Genomic DNA, 17,910 nt, shown 5'->3' on the forward strand with positions numbered 1-17,910 from the left:
TTCGGGAGCTCGACACCGGACCTTCACCGCTGGGTTAATTCGGTTGAGGTAACACGGGTGGAGTGTTCGACGATGGGGGGTGGTGCATCCCGAACCCTGTCCTCGACTCCGAGAGATCTCGCGTGCTCATACGACTGCTCAGAAGTCATCTTCGTCCGTATCGGACACCTATCGTCCTGTTGGTGCTGCTGCAGTTCGTGCAGACGTGCGCCACGCTCTATCTGCCCACTCTGAACGCGGACATCATCGACGAGGGCGTGGTGGAGGGGGACACGGGTTACATCCTGTCCTTCGGCGCGCTGATGATCGGCATCTCGCTGGTGCAGGTCGTCTGCAACATCGGGGCCGTGTACTACGGCGCCCGCACCGCCTCGGCGATCGGCCGGGACATCCGGGCGGCCGTGTTCGACCGGGTGCAGTCGTTCTCCGCGCGTGAGGTCGGTCACTTCGGGGCGCCGTCGCTGATCACGCGGACCACGAACGATGTGCAGCAGGTCCAGATGCTGGTGCTGATGACGTTCACGCTGGTGGTGTCGGCGCCGATCATGTGTGTGGGCGGCATCGTGCTGGCGCTCGGGCTGGACGTGCCGTTGTCGGGCGTGCTGCTCGCCGTCGTTCCGGTGCTCGGGATCTCCGTCAGCCTGATCGTGCGCCGGTTGCGCCCCCTGTTCCGCTCGATGCAGGAGCGGCTCGACATCGTGAACCGGGTGCTGCGCGAGCAGATCACCGGCAACCGGGTCATCCGGGCCTTCGTACGGGACGACTACGAGAAGGACCGGTTCCGGAAGGCGAACGTCGAGCTGACGGATGTGTCCCTGGGAACCGGGCGGATGCTCGCGCTGATGTTCCCGATCGTGATGACCGTCATCAACCTCTCGTCGATCGCGGTGGTCTGGTTCGGCGCCCATCGGATCGACAGCGGCGGGATGGAGATCGGCGCGCTCACCGCGTTCCTCGCCTATCTGATGCAGATCGTCATGGCTGTGATGATGGCCACCTTCATGTTCATGATGATGCCGCGCGCTGAGGTGTGCGCCGAGCGCATCCAGGAGGTGCTCGACACCGACACGAGTGTCGTGCCGCCGGTCGCGCCCGTACGGGAGCTGCGGCGGCACGGGTTCCTGGAGGTCCGGGGTGCGGGCTTCCGCTATCCGGGTGCCGAGGAGCCAGTGCTCAGGTCGATCGAGGTCGTGGCGCGGCCGGGTGAGACGACCGCCGTCATCGGGTCCACGGGCAGCGGGAAGTCGACGCTGTTGGGGCTGGTGCCCCGGCTGTTCGACGTCACCGAGGGCGAGGTGCTCGTGGACGGGGTCGACGTACGGACGCTCGATCCGAAGCTGCTGGCGAAGACGGTGAGCCTGGTGCCGCAGAAGCCGTATCTCTTCTCGGGGACCGTGGCGACGAATCTGCGGTACGGCAATCCGGACGCCACGGACGAGGAGCTGTGGCACGCGCTGGAGGTGGCGCAGGCCAAGGAGTTCGTCGAGCGGCTGGAGAACGGGCTGGACTCCCCCATCGCGCAGGGCGGGACGAACGTGTCGGGCGGGCAACGGCAGCGGCTCGCGATCGCGCGGACGCTGGTGCAGCGGCCGGAGATCTACCTGTTCGACGACTCGTTCTCCGCGCTCGACTACGCGACCGATGCCGCGCTGCGGGCGGCGCTGGCGCGGGAGACCGCCGACGCGACCGTGGTGATCGTGGCCCAGCGGGTGGCGACCATCCGGGACGCCGACCGGATCGTCGTCCTCGACGAGGGCCGGGTCGTCGGCACCGGGCGCCACCACGAGCTGATGGCCGACAACGAGACCTACCGGGAGATCGTCCTCTCCCAGCTCACGGAAGCGGAGGCAGCCTGATGGCCGGGCCGTTGGCACGGATGGCGGGGGCCGGGGCCCCCGATCAGCACTCCATGGACTTCAAGGGGTCCGGGAAACGGCTGCTCGCCCAGTTCAGGCCCGAGCGGTTCACGATGTACGCGATGGTCGTGTGCGCGGTGCTCAGCGTCGGGCTGTCGGTGCTCGGGCCGTGGATCCTCGGCAAGGCGACCGACCTGGTGTTCGCGGGGGTCGTCGGGCGGGACATGCCGGCGGGCGCCACGAAGGCCGAGGTCCTGGAGTCCATGCGTGAGCGCGGGGACGGCGGGGTCGCCGACATGCTGGCGGGCACCGACTTCACGCCCGGCAAGGGCATCGATTTCGACGCCGTCGGCACGGTTCTTCTGGTTGCCCTCGGCATCTTCCTGGTCGCGGGGCTGCTGATGGCGGCGGCCACGCGGCTGTCCAACCGGGCCATCAACCGGACCGTCTACCACATGCGCGAGGAGCTCCAGGCGAAGCTGTCGCGGCTACCGCTGTCGTACTTCGACCAGCGGCAGCGCGGTGAGGTGCTGAGCCGGGCGACCAACGACATCGACAACATCGGCCAGACGCTGCAGCAGTCGATGGGCCAGCTCGTCAACTCTCTCCTCACCATCATCGGTGTGCTGGTGATGATGTTCTGGGTGTCACCGCTGCTGGCGCTGGTCGCGCTGGTGACCGTGCCGGTGTCGTTCGTGGTGGCCACGCGGGTCGGCAAGCGGTCGCAGCCGCACTTCGTGGCGCAGTGGCGGACCACCGGGAAGCTCAACGCGCACATCGAGGAGATGTACACCGGGCACACGCTCGTGAAGGTGTTCGGGCGGCAGGAGGAGTCGGCGAAGCAGTTCGCCGAGGAGAACGAGCGGCTGTACGAGGCCGGGTTCAGGGCCCAGTTCAACAGCGGGATCATGCAGCCGCTGATGTTCTTCGTGTCGAACATCAACTATGTGCTGGTGGCGGTCGTGGGCGGGCTGCGGGTCGCTTCGGGGGCCTTGTCCATCGGTGACGTGCAGGCCTTCATCCAGTACTCGCGGCAGTTCTCGATGCCGCTGACGCAGGTGGCGTCGATGGCGAACCTCGTGCAGTCGGGTGTCGCGTCCGCCGAGCGGATCTTCGAGCTGCTCGACGCGGAGGAGCAGGAGGCCGACGCGGTCCCCGGGGTACGGCCGGAGGAACTGCGGGGGCGGGTGGCGCTGGAGGGCGTGTCCTTCCGGTACGACGCCGACAAGCCGCTGATCGAGGATCTGTCGCTGGTGGTCGAGCCGGGGCACACGGTGGCGATCGTGGGGCCGACGGGGGCGGGGAAGACCACGCTGGTGAACCTGCTGATGCGGTTCTACGAGGTCACCGGTGGGCGTATCACCCTGGACGGGGTCGACATCGCGTCCATGTCCCGGGACGAGCTCCGGGACGGGATAGGGATGGTGCTTCAGGACACCTGGCTGTTCGGGGGGACCATCGCGGAGAACATCGCGTACGGGGCGGCCGCCGCGCGGAAGGTCACGCGCGGGGAGATCGAGGAGGCGGCCCGGGCGGCGCACGCGGATCGGTTCATCCGGACGTTGCCCGACGGGTACGACACGGTGATCGACGACGAGGGGAGCGGGGTGAGCGCGGGTGAGAAGCAGCTCATCACGATCGCTCGGGCGTTTCTGTCGGATCCGGTGATTCTGGTGCTGGACGAGGCGACGAGTTCGGTGGACACGCGGACGGAGGTGTTGATCCAGAAGGCGATGGCGAAACTCGCGCATGGGCGTACGTCGTTCGTGATCGCGCATCGGTTGTCGACGATTCGGGATGCGGACACGATTCTGGTGATGGAGAGCGGGGCCATCGTGGAGCAGGGGGCGCACGAGGAGTTGTTGGCCGCGGATGGGGCTTATGCGCGGCTGTACAAGGCGCAGTTCGCTGAGGCGGTGGTTGAGGTGGAGTGAGGTCGGCGGCGGCGGCAGCGGGCGGGCTTTTCTCGCCCCCGCCGCCCCTACCCGTCCCTCCCCCACTCTCGGCTTCGCTCGAGCGGGAGGTGCCCCCATCCAGGGGCTGCGCCCCTTCGACCCCGCCTTGGGTGCGTTCTTTGGTGCGGGTGGGTGGGGGCTGGTCGCGCAGTTCCCCGCGCCCCTGGAAAGCAGGGGCTGCGCCCCTTGCTTTTCGGCCCGCACCCGCACCCCGCACCCGACAGCGTGCCCCTCAGTCCAGGTAGCCCCTCAGTTGGTCTGCGAAGGCGTGGTCCCTGAGCTTGTTCAGGGTTTTGGACTCGATCTGCCTTATGCGTTCGCGGGTGACGCCGAAGATGCGGCCGATCTCCTCCAGCGTGCGGGGGCGGCCGTCCGCCAGGCCGTAGCGGAGTTGGACGACCTTGCGTTCGCGTTCGCCCAGGGTCGACAGGACCGCTTCCAGGTGTTCGCGCAGGAGCAGGAACGCCGCCGATTCCACGGGGCTCGTCGCGTCCCCGTCCTCGATCAGGTCGCCGAGGGCCACGTCGTCCTCCTCGCCGACCGGGGCGTGGAGCGAGACCGGTTCCTGGGCGAGGCGGAGGACCTCGCTGACGCGTTCGGGCAGGAGGTCCAGGTGGGCGGCCACCTCCTCCGGCGTGGGCTCGTAGCCCCGCTCCTGGAGCATGCGGCGCTGGACGCGGACGACCCGGTTGATCAGCTCGACCACGTGGACGGGGACGCGGATCGTACGGGCCTGGTCGGCGAGGGCGCGCGACATGGCCTGGCGGATCCACCAGGTCGCGTAGGTCGAGAACTTGTAGCCGCGGGCGTAGTCGAACTTCTCGACGGCGCGGATGAGACCGAGGTTTCCCTCCTGGACCAGGTCGAGCATGGTCAGCCCGCGGCCGACGTAGCGCTTGGCCACCGACACGACGAGCCGCAGGTTCGCCTCGATGAGGCGGCGCTTGGCCATGCGGCCCATGACGACCAGTTTGTCGAGGTCGAGGGCGAGCTGGGTGTCGAGGTCGGGTGCGCTGCCGAGTTTCGCCTCGGCGAACAGACCGGCCTCCACGCGGCGGGCCAGTTCCACTTCCTCCGCTGCCGTGAGCAGCGGGATGCGGCCGATCTCGCGCAGGTACTGGCGGAACAGGTCGGAGGAAGGGGCGCTGGTGTCCGTGCGGGTGCGGGGCAGCTCCACGGGCTCGGGGGGATCGGCCGTTTCTATGGCCTCCACCACGGCGGCCGGCGGCTCGTCCAGGTCGGGCGGGCCGTCGGGGGCCGTCTCGGGGTGGTGCGCGGCGCGGCTCTGGGCGGGCACCGCGGTGATGACGTCGGTCTCCACGTCCGGCTCCGCGCCGTCGGTACTGATGGCCGTACTGATGTCGTTCTGTATGAGGGTCTGGGTCTGCACGGGGGCGACCTCCAGGAATGTCGCTGCCAAGGCGTACGACAGCGGTACGTCTGGGATGGCGCGGGCGGCCTCGCCGCCGTCCATCCCGTACTCATCGAGCGGAACCGCGGGGATCTCGAACCCATGGACGGGTCGGCCGCGCTCCGAGGACTCAGGCACCGGAACCCAGTGTGGAGTACGACACACAGCCGCCACGAGGGGCGTGCGGTGACTTTTTGCGTCCGGTCCGTGACCTCACGGTTACTGTGCCGTACGAGTGCGCTGCTGGGAGGGCCGTAAACCGTTTGAAGGCCGTACGGAGTGGGGTGGCTCCGGCGTGAATTGGCATGTGCGTCGGGGACGTTCACCCCCGGGGGCGCGGGCCGGGCCGGGCTCAGAGCGCCTCCGCGCCCCGCTCCCGCAACGCCTGGTCGTACTGCTGGAGGACCCACAACTCGTTCTGCACGGCGGCCAGCTGGGCGGGGTCGCCCTGGGCGGCGGCCCTCGCCAGGCTGCCCTGGACGTCACGCACCCGGCGTTCCACGGCCCGGCGGCGCACGGTGACCAGCTGGGCGCCCGCGTACACGTCGTCGACCGTCTTGCGCATGATCGCCTCGACGGCCAGCTCGGTCACCATGGCCCGCACCGTGTCGTCCGGGGCCGCCTCGCGGACCCGGACCAGGTACTCCTGCGGGTCCTCGGCGCCGTACTCGACGCCGCCCGCCTCGATGATGGCCAGGCGGACGGCCGCGTACTGCTCGGCGGTGAACTCGTCGACCCCGTACGCGTCGAAGGCCGGGGCGACCAACTCGGGGCGCTGGAGGGCGAGTTTGAGGAGTTCGCGCTCGGTGGCGAAGACCGGGTTGCGGAGGGTGAGGGCCGGGCCGGACGGGGGCCGGGCGGCGGACTCGTACGGCTGCGAAGGGCGCTGGGCGGCCGGGGCCGGGCCCTGGCCGCCGCGGTCGCGGGCCCAGCGGGCCAGCTGGGCGACGCGTTTGACGACGAACTGGGTGTCGAGGATGCCGAGCATGCCGGCGAGCTGCACGGCGACCTCGTGCTGGGCGCCGCTGTTCTTGATGCGGGCCACGACGGGCGCGGCCTCGTCGAGGGCGGCGGCGCGCCCGGCCGGGGTCTCCAGGTCGTACCGCGCCACGATCTGGCGGAGCGCGAACTCGAAGAGCGGGGTGCGGGGTTCGGTCAGCTCGACCACCGCCTCGTCGCCCTTCGCCAGGCGCAGCTCGCACGGGTCCATGCCGTCGGGCGCGATCGCGATGTACGTCTCGGCGGCGAACTTCTGGTCGTCCTCGAAGGCGCGCAGGGCCGCCTTCTGGCCGGCCGCGTCGCCGTCGAAGGTGAAGATCACGCGGGCCGAGCCGTTGTCCATCAGCAGCCGGCGGAGGATCTTGATGTGGTCGCCGCCGAAGGCGGTGCCGCAGGTCGCGATGGCCGTGGTCACCCCGGCGAGGTGGCAGGCCATGACGTCCGTGTAGCCCTCGACCACGACGGCCCGGCTGGCCTTGGCGATGTCCTTCTTGGCGAGGTCGATGCCGTACAGGACCTGGGACTTGCGGTAGATCGCCGTGTCGGGGGTGTTGAGGTACTTCGGGCCGTTGTCCGCCTCGTAGAGCTTGCGGGCGCCGAAGCCGACGACATCCCCGCCGATGTCGCGGATGGGCCACATCAGGCGGCCCCGGAAGCGGTCGATGGGGCCCCGGCGGCCCTCCTGCGCGAGGCCGGACAGGAGCAGTTCCTTGTCGGTGAAGCCCTTGCCGCGCAGGAAGCGGGTCAGATGGTCCCAGCCCTGGGGGCTGTAGCCGACGCCGAAGTGGACGGCGGCGGCCTGGTCGAAGCCGCGCTCGGCGAGGAAGATCCGGCCGGTGTCGGCCTCGGGGCTGGTGGCGAGCTGTTCCGCGTACCACTCGGCGGCGATCTTGTGCGCCTCGACCAGGCGGATGCGCTCACCGCGCTGGTGCGACGGGTTGTACCCGCCCTCCTCGTAGCGAAGGGTGATGCCGGCCTGGCCGGCGAGGCGCTCGACGGCCTCCGAGAAGGACAGGTGGTCGACCTTCATCACGAACGTGATGGTGTCGCCGCCCTCCTGGCAGCCGAAGCAGTGGAAGAGCCCCTTGCTCGGGCTGACCTGGAAGGACGGCGACTTCTCGTCGTGGAACGGGCAGAGTCCCTTGAGGTTCCCCCCGCCCGCGTTCCGCAGCTGGAGGTACTCGGACACCACGGCGTCGATCGGGACCGCGTCCCGTACCGCCTTCACGTCCTCGTCGTTGATCCGTCCTGCCACGCGTGAATTCTACGGTGGCGTTCTGACATCCCTGTGCCCCGAAGGGGCGGGGGGCTGTTTCGATATGCGGCTCCGCCGCGTGGGCGCGACCAGCCACATACGGCCCGCAGTCGCTCTACGCCCCGAACCGGCGACCCTCTAGGCGATCAGACTCTCCAACCGCACCTGAGGATTCGAGAGCGCGTCCACATCGACCCGCGCCCGGGACCGGATCAGTTCCTGGATCGGCTCAGTGACATCCCACACGTTCACGTTCATGCCGGCCAGCACGCGCCCCTCCTTCACCCAGAACGCGATGAACTCACGCTTCCCCGCGTCCCCCCGGATCAGCACCTGGTCGTACGAGCCGGGCGGGGCCCACCCCGAGTACTCCATCCCCAGGTCGTACTGGTCGGAGAAGAAGTAGGGCACCCGGTCGTAGACGACGTCCTTCCCGAGCATCGCGCGGGCGGCCGCCGGCCCGCCGTTGAGCGCGTTGGCCCAGTGCTCGACCCGCAGCCGGGTGTCGAAGAGGGCGTGCGGGAAGGAGACGACGTCACCGGCGGCGTAGACGGACGGGTCGGACGTACGGAGCTGGGCGTCGACCACGATGCCCCCGCCGTGCGCCCGGTCGGCGATCTCCAGCCCGGCGGCTTCGGCGAGGCCCACCCTCGGGGCCGCCCCGATCGCCGCGAGGACGTCGTGCGCCGGGTGCTCCTCCCCCGTGTCCGTCCGGGCGGCCAGCACCATTCCGTCCTGGCCGACGATCTCCGTGAGCTTCGCACCGAAGTGGAAGCGGACACCGCGCTCGCGGTGCAGCTCGGCGAAGAGGTTCCCGAGCTCGGGGCCGAGGACGCCGTGCAGCGGGGTGGGTTCCGGCTCCACGACCGTGACCTCCGCGCCGTACTCGCGGGCCGCGGCCGCCACCTCCAGGCCGATCCAGCCGGCTCCCGCGATGACGAGGTGGCCGTTGTCGCGGCCGAGGGCGGCGAGGACGCCCTTGAGGCGCTCGGCGTGGGCGAGGCGGCGCAGATGGTGGACGCCCGCGAGGTCGGTGCCCGGGATGTCCAGGCGGCGGGGCTCGGCGCCGGTCGCGAGCAGCAGTTTGTCGTAGTGGACGAGGGTGCCGTCGTCGCCGAAGCGGACGGTCTTCGCCGTACGGTCGATCGCGTCGACCGTCTGGCCGAGGTGGAGTTCGATGTCGTGGCGCGCGTACCAGCCGGGCTCGTGGACGAAGACGCTGTCGCGTTCCTCCTTGCCGAGCAGATAGCCCTTGGAGAGTGGCGGGCGCTCGTAGGGGTGGTCCCGTTCGTCGCAGATCAGTATCACGCGGCCGGTGAAGCCCTCCGCTCGGAGCGTCTCGGCCGCCTTCGCGCCGGCGAGACCGCCTCCGACGATGACGAATGTCTGATCCGCGTCGACCACTTGATGCCTCCTCTTAAGGGTGCGTCCACATGCGAGCGTCCCGCACGGAGCGTGATGCGGGAAGAGGGAGTGACCCGATCAGGCCACGGAGGGTCACGTGTCAGTCAATCCGTGTCACACCCGCCCCGTCAGTCTCGCGTGCAGCGAGCGGGCCGAGGTGTCGGTGAGCGAGGCGATCTGGTCGACGATCACCCGCTTGCGGGCACGGTCGTCCGCGGCCGTGTCGAAGAGCGCGCGGAACTGGGGTTCCAGTCCCTCCGGCGCGCGGGCGGTGAGCGCCCCGGCCAGTTCCGCGACGACGATCCGCTGGTCGGCGCGGAGCAGCTCCTGCTCGGCCCGCTGCATCACATACCGGTCGGCGACGGCCTTGAGGACCGCGCACTCCAGGCGCGTTCCGCGCGGGACGACCAGTTCGGCGGCGTACCGGGTGAGGGGGCCGCCGCCGTACGCCTGCCGGGTGGCGCCCTCGGCGGCGAGGCAGAAGCGGCCGATGAGCTGGCTGGTGGCGTCCTTCAACCGGGCCTGGGCGACCGCCGTCCCGTCGTACCCGTGCGGCCACCACTCCTGGTCCAGGAGGCGGTCGAGGGCCTCGGCGAGTTCGGCCGGGTCCGTGTCGGCGGGTACGTACCGGCCGCGCGCCACCTCGAAGACCGCCTGCCGTTCGGGCTCGGCGTGCAGGCAGTTGGGGTCGATGTGGCCCGCGTGCAGGCCGTCCTCGACGTCGTGCACGGAGTACGCCACGTCGTCGGACCAGTCCATGACCTGAGCCTCGAAGGTCGTGCTCGTGCCGGGGGCGTCCTTGCGGACCCAGTCGAAGACGGGGCGGTCGTCGTCGTACACGCCGAACTTGGGGGACTTCCGGTCCGTGGGGTGACCGCCGCGGGGCCAGGGGTACTTGGTGGCGGCGTCCAGGGCGGCGCGGGTGAGGTTGAGGCCGACGCTGACGAGCTCGCCCGTGGTGTCCGACTGCACGAAGCGTTTGGGTTCGATCCTCGTCAGCAGGCGCAGGGACTGGGCGTTGCCCTCGAAGCCGCCGCAGTCCTCGGCGAACTCGTTGAGTGCCTGTTCGCCGTTGTGGCCGAACGGGGGGTGGCCGAGGTCGTGGGAGAGGCAGGCGGCCTCGACGAGGTCGGGGTCGCAGCCGAGTGCCGCGCCCAGCTCGCGGCCGACCTGGGCGCACTCCAGGGAGTGGGTCAGGCGGGTGCGGGGGCTGGCGTCCCAGGCGGGGACGCTGCGCTCGCCGGGTGGGACGACCTGGGTCTTGCCGGCGAGTCTTCTGAGCGCGGACGAGTGCAGGATGCGGGCGCGGTCGCGTTGGAAGGCGGTGCGGCCCGGGCGTTTGTCGGGCTCCGGGGCCCATCGTTCGGTGGAGGGGTGGTCGTACGAAGTGGGGGGTGCGGTGCCTTCCATGATTCGACAGTACGGGGAGGGAGTGACAAATGGGTGCCTACTCGTCTGCCGGGTGCCGTGCTTGGGCGAGTGCGGGTCGGTTGTGGCTGGTCGCGCGGTTCCCCGCGCCCCTGAAGGGCGCGGCTGCCGGCCGGAAGTCCCACGGCGCCCCTACGCCGACGCCAGGGCTCGCTCCACCGTGGTCCCGGGCGTCGCCAGTGTCTGGTCGTAGCGGTGCAGGATCAGTTTCGCCATCGCCGGGTGGGCGCCCAACGGGGCCGACGCGATCCACGGGGCCGCCGCCGCGCACTCCGTGGCGAAGCGGCCCGGGGCGGTGAAGTAGGAGGCCACGGCTATGCGGGTGCGGCCTCGGGCGGTCAGGGCGCGGATGGTTTCGGGGACGTCGGGTGCGGCGGTGGTGGCGTAGGCCGGGACCACGGGAACGCCGAGGCGTTCGGCGAGGAGGCGGGCGGTGCGGCCCGTGTCGACCTTGGACTCGGGGTCGCGGGAGCCCGCGGCGGCCAGGACCACGGCGCTGGTGCGGCGGATGGCGTCGTCCGTCCTCGTAGGCCAGCCCGCCTCGACGAGGCGGGTGTGCAGGGTCTCCACGAGGAGGGGGTGGGGGCCGAGAGGTGCCGCCAGACGGGTGTGGGCGTCGGCCGCGGCGGCCATCTCGGGGATGTCCTGCTTGATGTGGTAGCCGCGGCTGAGGAGGAGGGGGACGAGGACCGCTTCCCGGTCGCCGAGGGCGGCGAGGGTGTCGGGGAGCAGGGGCTCGTTCAGCTCGATGTGGCCGAGGTGCACACGGAGGCCGGGACGCTGCTCGCGCACACGGTCCATGAGGGCGCGTACGGTCGCCAGGGCGCGCGGGTCGCGGCTGCCGTGCGCCACGAGGACGAGGGCGGGCGGGGTGGGGCGCCGGGTTCCGTTGCGGGAGACGAGGCTGAGCTGGCTGGCCAACTGATCACCGATCCGGTTCATGATGTGCGCCGTACTGTCGAGGTCCGCGTTCGACTTACTCGTCGTCGCCGTCATGCACCGATGGTGCCGGGGGGACGTTGCCTTCCCGTTGCACGGTGGTGACGGGTGTTTTCCGGGGGTTCACGCTGCGCCGCAGGGGCCTGTGAACCTCCCCGACCTGGGGTTTCGGCTCTTTCGAGTGAAACTTGTCACGCGGGGCGATGAACCGGATCACCGCGGACGGCGTCTTCGTTGGTCGGAAAGACGGGCCGTGTCGGGCCTGTCGGAAACAACCAGGACACATTCGTGCGTCCGACGAACGGGGGGCCTCGGTGAGGCGGGTCTGGCGAGTCGTCCGGCTGCCGCGTACGCGTACGGGGCGGCGGCGGGCCGTGCAGGCGGCGATGCTGCTGTGCGTGCTGGCGCTGCTGCCCTCGACGTGGATGTTCACGGCCGCCGACGACCGGCTGCGGACCACCGCCGACGTGCCGCGCACCGAGGTCGCGATGGTCTTCGGCGCGGGGCTGTGGCAGGGCGAGCCGTCCCCGTATCTCGCGCGCCGGCTGGACGCGGCGGCCGAGCTGTACCGCACGGGCCGGATCAAGGTGGTGCTGGTGACCGGGGACAACAGCCGGGAGGAGTACGACGAGCCGGACGCGATGCGCGCGTACCTCACCGAGCACGGCGTGCCCGACGGTCGCATAGTCAGTGACTACGCCGGGTTCGACACCTGGGACTCCTGCGTCCGTGCCAAGAAGATCTTCGGTGTGGACCGCGCGGTGCTCATCAGCCAGGGCTTCCACATACGCCGGGCGGTCGCCCTGTGCCAGGAGGCGGGCGTGGAGTCGTACGGCGTCGGGGTGCGGGACCGGCACGACGGGACCTGGTACTACGGCGCGACGCGGGAGCTGTTCGCCGCGGGCAAGGCCTCGCTGGACGCCCTGTTCGAGCCTGACCCCCGGTTCCTCGGGCCCGAGGAACCGGGGGTCGAGAAGGCGCTGGCGTCGGCGGGGTAGTGCCTGTCGGGCGCCCGCTCGGTGATCCTGCCGCGGGCTCCTCACGCCGGGCCCGGGGCCGCCGGGAGGTCCCCGTGCCGGTGGCGTAACGGGGAGCGTCCCGGCGCGTAACACGTCCGACGCACGCTGAGTGGTATGCCGAACTCCGCGACGCCCACCCACTGCCCGTACTGCGCCCTGCAGTGCGGAATGAACCTGACGCCCGGTGCGGACGGGACCGAAGGTGTCGTAGTGGTCACGGAGCGCGCGGACTTCCCGGTGAACCGGGGAGCGCTGTGCGGCAAGGGCCGTACGGCGCCGGCGGTGCTCTCGTCCCGGGTCAGGCTGACCAGTCCCTTGGTCAGAAGGGCGGGCAACCTGGAACCCGCCTCCTGGGACGAGGCACTCGACCGGATCGCCGAGGGGCTCACCCGCACGCGTACGGAACATGGCCCGGACGCGTGCGGAGTGTTCGGCGGCGGGGGGCTGACGAACGAGAAGGCGTACGCGCTCGGCAAGTTCGCGCGGGTGGTGCTCGGCACCTCGCAGATCGACTACAACGGCCGCTTCTGCATGTCCTCGGCGGCGGCCGCCGGGATGAAGGCGTTCGGACTCGACCGGGGGCTGCCGTTCCCGCTGGAGGACATCCCCAAGACGGGGTGTGTCGTCCTCGTCGGCTCCAACCTCGCGGAGACCATGCCGCCGGCGCTGCGCTATCTCACCGAGCTGAAGGACAACGGCGGCAAGCTGATCGTCATCGATCCGCGCCGCACGCGTACGGCCGAGCAGGCCGACCTGCATCTGTCCCCGCGTCCCGGCACCGATCTCGCCCTGGCCCTCGGCCTGTTGCACCTGATCGTGGCCGAGGGGCGGACGGACGAGGAGTACATCCGCGAGCGGACCAGCGGATGGGAGGAGGCCCGGGCGGCGGCCATGGCGCACTGGCCGGAGTACGTGGAACGGATCACGGGGGTGTCCGTTCCCGAACTCCGCGAGGCGGTACGGCTGTTCTGCGAGCCGGAGCACGCGATGGTGCTCACGGCGCGCGGGCCCGAGCAGCAGTCCAAGGGCACGGACACCGTCGGCGCGTGGATCAACCTCACGCTGGCGACGGGCCGTGCGGGACGGCCGTTGTCCGGGTACGGCTGCCTCACCGGGCAGGGCAACGGGCAGGGCGGGCGCGAGCACGGTCAGAAGGCCGACCAGTTGCCCGGCTACCGCAAGCTGGTCGACCCCGAGGCGCGGCGGCATGTCGCCGAGGTGTGGGGAGTGGAACCGGACAGTCTGCCCGGGCCGGGGCGCAGCGCGTACGAGCTGCTGGACGCGCTCGGCACCGACATCAAGTCGCTGCTGCTGATGGGCTCCAACCCGGTGGTGTCGGCGCCGCGCGCCGCGCACATCGAGGACCGGATCAGGTCGCTGGACTTCCTGGCCGTGTGCGATGTCGTGCTGTCGGAGACGGCGGCCCTCGCGGACGTCGTGCTGCCGGTGACGCAGTGGGCGGAGGAGACCGGCACGACGACCAATCTGGAAGGCCGGGTGCTGCTGCGGCGGCGGGCGATCAGTCCTCCCGACGGCGTCCGCAGCGACCTGGAGGTCATGCACGAGCTGGCCGACCGGCTGGGCGTCGAGAAGGGCTTCGCCACTGACCCCGAGGAGGTCTTCGAGGAGCTGCGCCGGGCCAGCGCGGGTGGTCCGGCCGACTACTCGGGGATCACGTACCGGCGGCTGGCGGAGGAGAACGGGGTGTTCTGGCCCTGCACGACACCGGCCACGGCCTCGGCCTCGGCCTCGGCTACGGTTCCCGCCCCGGCCGACGACGTGCACCCCGGCACCCCGCGTCTCTTCCTCGACCGGTTCGCCACGGAGGACGGCCGGGCGCGCTTCGTGCCCGTCTCGCACCGGGCGGCGGCCGAGGAGCCGGACGCGGAGTACCCGGTGCTGCTGACCACCGGGCGCGTCGTGGCCCAGTACCAGTCCGGCGCCCAGACCCGGCGGGTCGACGAGCTGAACGCCGCCGCGCCCGGCCCGTTCGTGGAACTGCACCCCCGGCTGGCCGAGCGGCTCGGCGCGGCGGAGGGCGACCCGGTGGCCGTGGTCTCCCGCCGGGGCCGTGCCGTGGCGCCGGCCCGCATCACGACCGGCATCCGCCCCGACACGGTCTTCATGCCGTTCCACTGGCCGGGCGAGGGCCGCGCCAACACCCTCACGAACCCCGCCCTCGACCCCACCTCCCGCATGCCGGAGTTCAAGACGTGCGCGGTACGGGTGGAGGCTGTGGGGAAGTGAGGCGGGGCCCGTGCCGGGGGCGGGGGCGGGAACGGGGAGGATGACCGCCGTCCCCGAGCGCGAGAGGCCGCCTGGGGGCGGGCTCGCGGGCGCACCCAGGAGCCCCGGGAGACGGCTTGAAGGAATGCCCGGGAGTTGGCCCGGAGATCAGCCCGGCAGTCGGCCCGGGGACCAGCCCGGCAGTCGGGCCCAGACACCAGCCCACAAGCCCGCCCGCAGACCAGCCCGGCAGTCGGCCCAGACACCAGCCCGCGAGTCGGCCCGAGACGGGGCGCCGGAAGCGGACCGGGCCGCAAGCGGACGGGGATGCCCGGGCCGCCCCGGCCGCCGAGGTCCGGCTTCGGGGCTGTGGTGGAAACCGCCGTTCCGCTCGACGAACTCGGCCAGCCATCCGCCGACTTCGGGGCGGGCGTTCTCAGGACGGTCTCGTTCAGGGCGACGGCGTTCATGTGGGGCTCCTCGTGCTCGTGACGCGGCCGGCGCCGGCGGTGCGGATGGCGCTGTGGGTACGGGTGGTGCTGTCGTGATCAGCATCGATACCCGACCTGCTTGAACATTCATGCTTTTCTGTACGTAGATCTCGTGTGGTATCCCGACGTTCGCAAGAGGATGGGACAGCGACACACAGCTCACCGTGAACACTTGGGAGTCCAGCCGACCCGGGGGGATCGCATGCCGCAGCACGACAGTCACCGATGGACCGACTCGTTCCCGTGGAGCCTCTCGTACCGCTGGGGCCACTCCGCGCTGACCGCCGACTTCGACCTGAGCGGCGACACCCCCCGGCTGCTGCGCGTCCGACGCCCCGGTGAACCCGAGCCCGGCCCCGAGGAGACCAAGTCCGATCCCTCGCCACCCCTGGTCGACCTGGTCCTGCTCGGCGAAGGCACCGGCTGGGCGCGACCGCGCTTCACCGGCACGGCGATCGGCGGCCGTCTGCGGTACCGCGCCCACCACTCCACGTGCGCCGGCACCCGCGGCCCCGACGACGGCGGGGCCTGGCATCAGCTCACCTTCGAACTCCACGACCCCGCCAGCGGTTTGACCGCCTTCGTCGAGTACGCCTCACCGGACGGCATCCCCGTCCTGCGCTCCCGCGTCCGGCTGCGCAACGACGGCACCAGGACGGTCACCGTGCGCTCCGTCGCCAGCCTGCTCCTCGGCGGGCTGCCCTCCCCCGACGAGCTGTCCGTCTTCCGGGCGCGCAACGACTGGCTCGCGGAGTGCCGTTGGTACGCCGAGCCGCTGCGGGACTCCGTCCCCGACATCAACCCCGTGGCGCACGGCGGCACCGGCCACGCCGCCGCGCGCTGCGCCGGGCGCGGCAGTTGGCCCACCGACGGCCACCTCGCGATGGGCGCTCTCCAGCACCGTACGGACGCGCGCAGCTGGCTGTGGCAGGTCGAGTCGGCGTCGAGCTGGGCCTGGGAGGCCGGCGAGTCGGCGGGCCGGACGTACCTCGCGCTCGGCGGCCCGAACCACGACGACCACCAGTGGCGCCAGGCCCTGGAACCGGGCGCCGAGTTCACCACCGAGTGGGCCGCCCTCGCGCTCGGCACCTGCTTCGACGGGGCCCTGGCCGCGCTGACCGCCTACCGCCGGGTCGTACGCCGCCCCCACCCCGACCACGACGCCCTCCCCGTGATCTTCAACGACTACATGAACACGCTGATGGGCGACCCGACCACCGAGAAGCTGCTGCCGCTGATCGACGCGGCGGCGCGGGCGGGCGCGGAGTACTTCGTGGTGGACGCGGGGTGGTACGACGACGGGGAGAGCGGAGAAAGCGGAGAGAGTGGGGAGGGAGGTGAGAACGGGGTCGGCGGCGAGAGCGGCGATACGGAGAACGCCGACTCGCCCGGGGGCTGGTGGGACAGCGTCGGCGCCTGGCTGCCGTCGGCGCGTCGCTTCCCGGGCGACGGGGGCATCCGGGTCGTGCTCGACCGCGTCCGGGAGCTCGGCATGGTGCCGGGGCTGTGGCTGGAGCCGGAGGTCATCGGGGTGCGCAGCCCGCTTGCCCACGAACTGCCCGCCGAGGCCTTCCTCCGCCACGAGGACGGCACCCGGGTGACCGAACAGGGCCGCCACCAGCTGGACCTGACCCACCCGGCGGCCCGCGCCCACCTCGACGCGACGGTCGACCGCGTCGTCGGCGAGTGGGGCGTCGGTTATCTCAAGCTCGACTACAACATCACCACCTCGGCACCGGCCCACCTCGCCCACTCCCGGGCCTGGCTGTCCTGGCTGTCCTCGGTCCTGGACCGTCACCCCGGCCTCGTCATCGAGAACTGCGCCTCCGGCGGCATGCGCATGGACGGCGCCTCCCTGGCCGTGGCCCAGCTCCAGTCCACCTCCGACCAGCAGGACCCCCTGCGCTACCCGCCCATCGCCGCGGCCGCCCCCACCGCCGTACCCCCGGAACAGGGCGCCGTCTGGGCCTACCCCCAACCGTCCTGCACCGACGCGGAGATCGCCTTCGCCCTCGGCTCCGCCCTCCTCGGCCGCATCCATCTGTCCGGTCATCTGGACCGGATGACGGGCCATCAACTCGCGTTGGTGCGCGAGGCCTTGGTGACCTACAAGTCGATCCGGGGTGACCTGCGCACCGCCCTGCCCTTCTGGCCCCTCGGCCTCCCTGGCTGGACGGACGACTGGATCGCGCTGGGCCTGAGACCGCCGGTCGCGGGCACGGGCCCGGTGTACGTGACGGTGTGGCGCCGGGGCGGAGCCGCCGAACAGACCTTCCCACTCCCGCACTTGGCGGAGCAGGACGGAGGAGACGCGGGTGACGTACGGGTGGAGATCCTGCATCCGGGGACCACGACGGGAACGACGACGGGCACGGCCGAGTGGGACGGTTCGAAGCTCCGGTTGAGCCTGCCCGAAGCCCCGTCGGTCCTGCTGCTGAGGCTGACGACAGCCACGCCCTGAGGAGGGAGCGCGGGGAACCGCCGACAGTCGGCTCAGCGGCGCGTACGCCAGTCCCCGCCCTCGATCGGTTTCCCCCGCGCCCGCAGTCCGGCGGCGACGGCCGGGGCGGCGACGTACACCCAGGCCCGTACGTCCGTGCCGTCGTCGAGGGTCGCCGGTCGTGCCACCCGCTCGTACAGGTTCGCCGGGTCGCCCGGGGCGTAGTCCTCCAAGCGGTCCAGGGCGCGCAGCAGTTCGTCATAGGCCTCGGGACGGGCGGTGACGAGTTCGCCGCTCACCGTGTCTCCTGCCCCGCCGCCCACCGCTCCGGTCTCCTCCACGGCGTACGGGTATCCGGGGCCGTCGTAAAGGACCATGCCGCGCATCCGGGCGGGCTCCTCGGCGCGGGTGCGGCCGCGCAGGAAGAGGTCGTGGTTGTGCTCGCCGGGGCGGAGGGTGCCGTAGACGAAGAAGGGGAGCACCGTTC

Annotated in this window: 11 protein-coding genes; 5 read left to right on the forward strand and 6 right to left on the reverse strand. The window is 71.2% G+C overall.

What is annotated here, in order from left to right; translation table 11 throughout:
• The first annotated feature begins 122 nt into the window (after positions 1 to 122).
• The gene (locus tag ACWD26_RS24355; protein WP_451273370.1) at positions 123 to 1,856 is read left to right on the forward strand and encodes an ABC transporter ATP-binding protein; all 1,734 of its coding nucleotides are present in this window, start codon (positions 123 to 125) and stop codon (positions 1,854 to 1,856) included.
• Complete coding sequence (locus tag ACWD26_RS24360; RefSeq protein ID WP_451273372.1) at positions 1,856 to 3,790, forward strand: ABC transporter ATP-binding protein; 1,935 nt, start codon at positions 1,856 to 1,858, stop codon at positions 3,788 to 3,790. The genes ACWD26_RS24355 and ACWD26_RS24360 overlap by 1 nt, the downstream gene beginning before the upstream one ends.
• Positions 3,791 to 4,043: 253 nt before the next feature.
• Here the strand turns inward: ACWD26_RS24360 and ACWD26_RS24365 are convergent, their stop codons facing one another.
• The 5 genes from ACWD26_RS24365 to ACWD26_RS24385 form a co-directional block, all read right to left on the reverse strand.
• Positions 4,044 to 5,360, reverse strand: a complete 1,317-nt coding sequence (locus ACWD26_RS24365; protein WP_451273374.1) for an RNA polymerase sigma factor — start codon at positions 5,358 to 5,360, stop codon at positions 4,044 to 4,046.
• A 214-nt stretch (positions 5,361 to 5,574) separates the two neighbouring features.
• Positions 5,575 to 7,476 carry a DNA primase gene (gene dnaG / locus ACWD26_RS24370; RefSeq protein ID WP_451273376.1) on the reverse strand — a complete coding sequence of 634 codons (1,902 nt, stop codon included), beginning with the start codon at positions 7,474 to 7,476 and terminating at the stop codon, positions 5,575 to 5,577.
• Between the two features lie 138 nt (positions 7,477 to 7,614).
• Entirely contained in the window at positions 7,615 to 8,880 is a 1,266-nt protein-coding gene (locus ACWD26_RS24375) for an NAD(P)/FAD-dependent oxidoreductase (RefSeq protein ID WP_451273378.1), read from the reverse strand.
• 114 nt (positions 8,881 to 8,994) lie between these two features.
• Positions 8,995 to 10,290 (reverse strand): deoxyguanosinetriphosphate triphosphohydrolase, encoded by a 1,296-nt coding sequence (locus ACWD26_RS24380; protein WP_451273380.1) that lies wholly within the window; start codon positions 10,288 to 10,290, stop codon positions 8,995 to 8,997.
• Positions 10,291 to 10,440: 150 nt separating this feature from the next.
• A complete protein-coding gene (locus ACWD26_RS24385; RefSeq protein WP_451273382.1) occupies positions 10,441 to 11,304 on the reverse strand; it encodes a sirohydrochlorin chelatase in 864 nt (287 codons plus the stop codon).
• Positions 11,305 to 11,633: 329 nt separating this feature from the next.
• Between ACWD26_RS24385 and ACWD26_RS24390 the strand changes: the two genes are divergently transcribed.
• The 3 genes from ACWD26_RS24390 to ACWD26_RS24400 all read left to right on the forward strand — a co-directional run bounded on the left by ACWD26_RS24390 (position 11,634) and on the right by ACWD26_RS24400 (position 17,444).
• Entirely contained in the window at positions 11,634 to 12,245 is a 612-nt protein-coding gene (locus ACWD26_RS24390; protein ID WP_451273562.1) for a SanA/YdcF family protein, read from the forward strand.
• Positions 12,246 to 12,380: 135 nt separating this feature from the next.
• Positions 12,381 to 14,513, forward strand: a complete 2,133-nt coding sequence (locus tag ACWD26_RS24395; RefSeq protein ID WP_451273384.1) for a molybdopterin oxidoreductase family protein — start codon at positions 12,381 to 12,383, stop codon at positions 14,511 to 14,513.
• A 672-nt stretch (positions 14,514 to 15,185) separates the two neighbouring features.
• A complete protein-coding gene (locus ACWD26_RS24400) occupies positions 15,186 to 17,444 on the forward strand; it encodes a glycoside hydrolase family 36 protein (RefSeq protein WP_451273386.1) in 2,259 nt (752 codons plus the stop codon).
• A 32-nt stretch (positions 17,445 to 17,476) separates the two neighbouring features.
• Here the strand turns inward: ACWD26_RS24400 and ACWD26_RS24405 are convergent, their stop codons facing one another.
• On the reverse strand, positions 17,477 to 17,905 hold the full coding sequence (locus ACWD26_RS24405; protein WP_451273388.1) for a gamma-glutamylcyclotransferase family protein: 429 nt from the start codon (positions 17,903 to 17,905) through the stop codon (positions 17,477 to 17,479).
• Positions 17,906 to 17,910: the final 5 nt, after the last annotated feature.

The organism is Streptomyces sp. NPDC002787, assembly GCF_053592095.1.